Genomic DNA, 3,983 nt, shown 5'->3' on the forward strand with positions numbered 1-3,983 from the left:
GGGAACGGTATTTGAAGTGGCTGAGGGTTAGCTCAATCCAACGGTAACATTCGTCCTTGGAGTCCCAGCCGGGCTCCAGACAGTCTGCTTGTGAAAGGAGGCTTCTTACATCCTCCAGGGTTTTGATGAAATGGGTGTTCATGATGATTTTCATATCCTCATCATGAACGACAGTGCTGAAGTCGGCTCATTTCATGTTAGAAACCAGCCCCTTCTTCAGGCTCATTTCATATTGGAAGAGACTCATATTTGACTAACTGTCCGGCTGAACTACTTTACTCCTGTCTCTGATTTTTTTATCAAACAGGAGCGTTCATGACCCGAGCCCGCAGTACCTTGATTGATCCTGGTGCCACGCCCTACTATCACTGTATAGCTCGATGTGTCCGTCGAGCGTTTTTATGTGGTGAAGACCACCTTACCGGGCAGAACTATGAGCACCGCAGGCAGTGGGTGGTAGATCGGCTCAATGAACTGGCGACTGTTTTTGCCATTGAAGTGTGTGCGTACGCAGTGATGTCCAATCACTATCATGTTGTTTTGCACATCAATACCCGAGAGTCAGAAAGCTGGAGTCGGGATGACATTCTGAATCGATGGACACAACTTTTCTCAGGACCTGTTCTGGTGCAGAGGTATCTGGCCAGCGCTAAACTGAGTTCTGCAGAGTGGTCGCGTGTCGATGAGTATGTGGAAGAGTATCGTCATCGTCTCAGGGATATCAGTTGGTTTATGAGGTGTTTGAATGAGCATCTGGCGCGTGAAGCTAACCAGGAAGATGGCTGTAAGGGACGGTTCTGGGAAGGGCGCTACAAAAGTCAGGCCTTGCTGGATGAAGCTGCGTTGCTAACCTGCATGGCTTATGTGGATTTGAATCCTGTTCGTGCAAAAATGGCAGATACACCAGAGACATCAGATTATACGTCCATCCAAGAGCGCATCGGGCAAGTTAAAAAGCCCGGAGCCCGCCAGCAGCCGATTACACTAATGCCTTTCCGTGTGCAGGGACAAAATCCGAACGAAGCCCTTCCCTACATTCTTCATGATTACCTTAAGTTGGTAGACTGGACTGGTAGGGCTGTGAGGCAGGATAAAAAGGGCTCGATTTCTGAATGCGCGCCACCTATTTTGTCCAGGCTGGAAATAGATTCGGATGAATGGTTGAAAACCATGGCCTGGAATAATCGCTTTTATCGAGCAATAGGCCGATTAGACGTTATGAAAGCCTATGCTCGTGAGGTAGGTCAAAAGTGGGTTCAGGGAATGTTTTCCAGTAGTCGTCTATTTTTAGAGCGCTAAAGCTAATCAGTATTTCTGCCGTGTCTGCTTTGATGGATTGCCTGTACAGGCTTTCAGAGCAATCGTTCTCTCCTCTTGCTGCTTGTAGACTGCTTGTTATGAAAAAGGTTCATGACACTGGTTTGTGGTTGGCATTTTTTGTGTTCAGTTGATTGAAGTAAATAGTTGGCTGCTATGACTTGGTTGAATTCTATGGGTGTCCTAGATTCCTTTTTATTACCCGGTTACCGGCTCTGTAGATAGCGACACGGTTATTGAGGCATTTGAGGATTTTGCGATCAAGATGGAAGATCCCAAATACAGTTCTGATGATCGCTACACCGTTGTGATGGTGGACAATGCCAGCATTCATACCAGCCATAAATTCAGAGCTAAGGTTGAGGACTGGATGATCGAGAAGAAGCTGATTGTTTGCTTCCTTCCGACCTATTCTCCAGAGCTGAATCTAATAGAGATTCTATGGCGCAAAGTGAAGTATGAATGGCTGAACCTCTTGACAATTATGTCATACAAGGAATTTGAACAAGAAGTCAATCGGGTTTTCGAATCATTCGGTCAGGAATATACCATTTCATTTGCATGACTACTTAGCTGTTGCCAATGGAATATGAGCAGTTACAATACACGGAAGCTTTGGGCTCTGTTCACAGTAAATGTTGGTATGCTCCTTAAAGCCATTGATACCAAGAAAAGCCAGGATTCTGAAAGTCTCTGTATTAGCAGGGCTTCCAGAGGCTTATCAAACATTAGCAACATTTATTTTGAACAGAGCCGAAGCTTTGTAACTGATGGGAGTCAACAAGGGAAGGAAAAAGTTCTCACCGTACCCTGGCTGAAGGCCCTACGATGGCTCAAAGAACAGGCTGGAGAGTTGAACCTATTAAGCCTTCCTGGAAAGCACGGGAGATAGCCAGTGAATTGGATAATGACTGAAAAGAAGATGAATATAATAAAGAAAAGTTTAAAGTGCGCGGTAGCTGTCATGGCCTTCTCGGGCGGAAGCGGATACGCCAATGCGGTAAATTTTGAGGTGAACCTTAGCAAACCGGAGAACCAACAAGTTGCTTCTATTCTTGATTTTGGTCGTATAACCGCAGATATCGAAAGTCGAGTTTCACGCGTATCCAAAGCCGCGTTTGATAGTTGTTCACTTGACGATATACAGAGTAGTAATCTTACCATTGGGGAGGTCGGTCCAAATATCAGCGTTGTGTTAAGGTTTCCACCGTTTCAGTATCAAGCCGGTCGAACCTATTATTTCATCGGACAATCTGATGATAACGATACTCAACAATGCGCATCGGGCATGAAGTTCTCTGTACAGATTGCTGCAGAGCCTGAACTCACGCCGCCTGATTTTGGAGAAGGCTCCAGAGAGGTCAATGTCGATTTAAACGATAACCCATCATCAACGAGGCATGCCGCCTTATTAAATGATATTCTTCGCGTCGGATCAGATACCAGTAGCAAGCTGGTACGAGTTTCTAAAGCAGCATACGATAGCTGTGATCTCGAAGAGATCCAGAACAACCCCAGTAATATAGGTAATATTGTTCCAACCAATGAAAGATTGAGTAAGATTCTCTTATCACTTAGAGAGTCTCTTGGTTACAGAATAGGCCAAACCTACTACTTTATCGCCCAGGATAATGCGGAAGATACACAATATTGTCAGGCGGGTATGAAGTTCTCGGTTAATATTGCCGAGTCGATTGATCCCCGGCCGTCTTCTATTGCCACAAAAATTATTTCCGGCTTTACACAAAACTGCGTGGCCGCACATGTAGATCGTGTTTTCCCATACACGTGCGATTCATTTGAAGACCAGATCTGGAAACTGGTTCCCGTCCCACAGAACCCCACTGCATATATTATTCAGAATAGTGAAACCAACCAGTGCCTGGTTGCAGACAATAATTCTGATAACGGTGTATTTGTGTTTGGTTGTAATACATCTTACACCGATCAACAGTTTGTATTCCGTAAAAATAATGACAGGTTCAATATTGTTAACAAGTATACGAACAGCTGCCTCAAGGCTGGTAACAGTATTACTAAAACGGCTTGTAATAATGAACCTGAGCAGCAGTGGGTACTGACAGAAACGACAGGTTTAGTGACTGAACAGTAAACTTATGGCGTTCACATAAGACCCTCAGGATGTTCAACTCCGGCCTGGCGGTTACCGATGCTTAACGGGTAACTGGCAGGTCGATTAAGATTATATGAGCGAGTGGTTGCTGCTCAAAAATCGTAGGCAGAACGTAAGCACCATCAAAACCGGCGTACTGCCAGACTCACTCTTAGTTTGGGATCGTAAGCCTCCAGAAACCCTTGTTTTCATGGAATACGGACAGCCAGAGTTCCTTATAGGGGGACTTAGGGACACCCACACATTTGACTAACCGTCCGGCTGAACTACTTTACTCCTGTCCCTGATTTTTTTATCAAACAGGAGCGTTCATGACCCGAGCCCGCAGTACCTTGATTGATCCTGGTGCCACGCCCTACTATCACTGTATAGCTCGATGTGTCCGTCGAGCGTTTTTATGTGGTGAAGACCACCTTACCGGGCAGAACTATGAGCACCGCAGGCAGTGGGTGGTAGATCGGCTCAATGAACTGGCGACTGTTTTTGCCATTGAAGTGTGTGCGTACGCAGTGATGTCCAATCACTATCATGT

The 3,983-nt window shown here is 45.5% G+C and carries 4 protein-coding genes; all 4 read left to right on the forward strand.

Annotated features, from left to right (window positions below; all coding sequences use genetic code 11):
- The first annotated feature begins 315 nt into the window (after positions 1 to 315).
- Positions 316 to 1,299 carry a transposase gene (locus WG89_RS01800; protein ID WP_062260570.1) on the forward strand — a complete coding sequence of 328 codons (984 nt, stop codon included), beginning with the start codon at positions 316 to 318 and terminating at the stop codon, positions 1,297 to 1,299.
- A 205-nt stretch (positions 1,300 to 1,504) separates the two neighbouring features.
- The gene (locus WG89_RS01805; RefSeq protein WP_079253605.1) at positions 1,505 to 1,882 is read left to right on the forward strand and encodes a transposase; all 378 of its coding nucleotides are present in this window, start codon (positions 1,505 to 1,507) and stop codon (positions 1,880 to 1,882) included.
- A 342-nt stretch (positions 1,883 to 2,224) separates the two neighbouring features.
- A complete protein-coding gene (locus WG89_RS01815) occupies positions 2,225 to 3,430 on the forward strand; it encodes a ricin-type beta-trefoil lectin domain protein (protein WP_062260575.1) in 1,206 nt (401 codons plus the stop codon).
- 332 nt (positions 3,431 to 3,762) lie between these two features.
- Positions 3,763 to 3,983 (forward strand): transposase (locus WG89_RS01825; RefSeq protein ID WP_479686487.1); only part of this gene is annotated, 221 nt, incomplete at its 3' end.

The sequence above is a fragment of the Endozoicomonas arenosclerae genome, from assembly GCF_001562015.1.
Classification (GTDB): Bacteria; Pseudomonadota; Gammaproteobacteria; order Pseudomonadales; family Endozoicomonadaceae; genus Endozoicomonas_A; species Endozoicomonas_A arenosclerae.

Bases quoted from the DNA above. Each gene is read 5' to 3' on its own strand.
- WG89_RS01800 (WP_062260570.1), top strand. From the start codon at position 316: ATGACCCGAGCCCGCAGTACCTTGATTGATCCTGGTGCCACGCCCTAC.
- WG89_RS01815 (WP_062260575.1), top strand. From the start codon at position 2,225: ATGACTGAAAAGAAGATGAATATAATAAAGAAAAGTTTAAAGTGCGCG.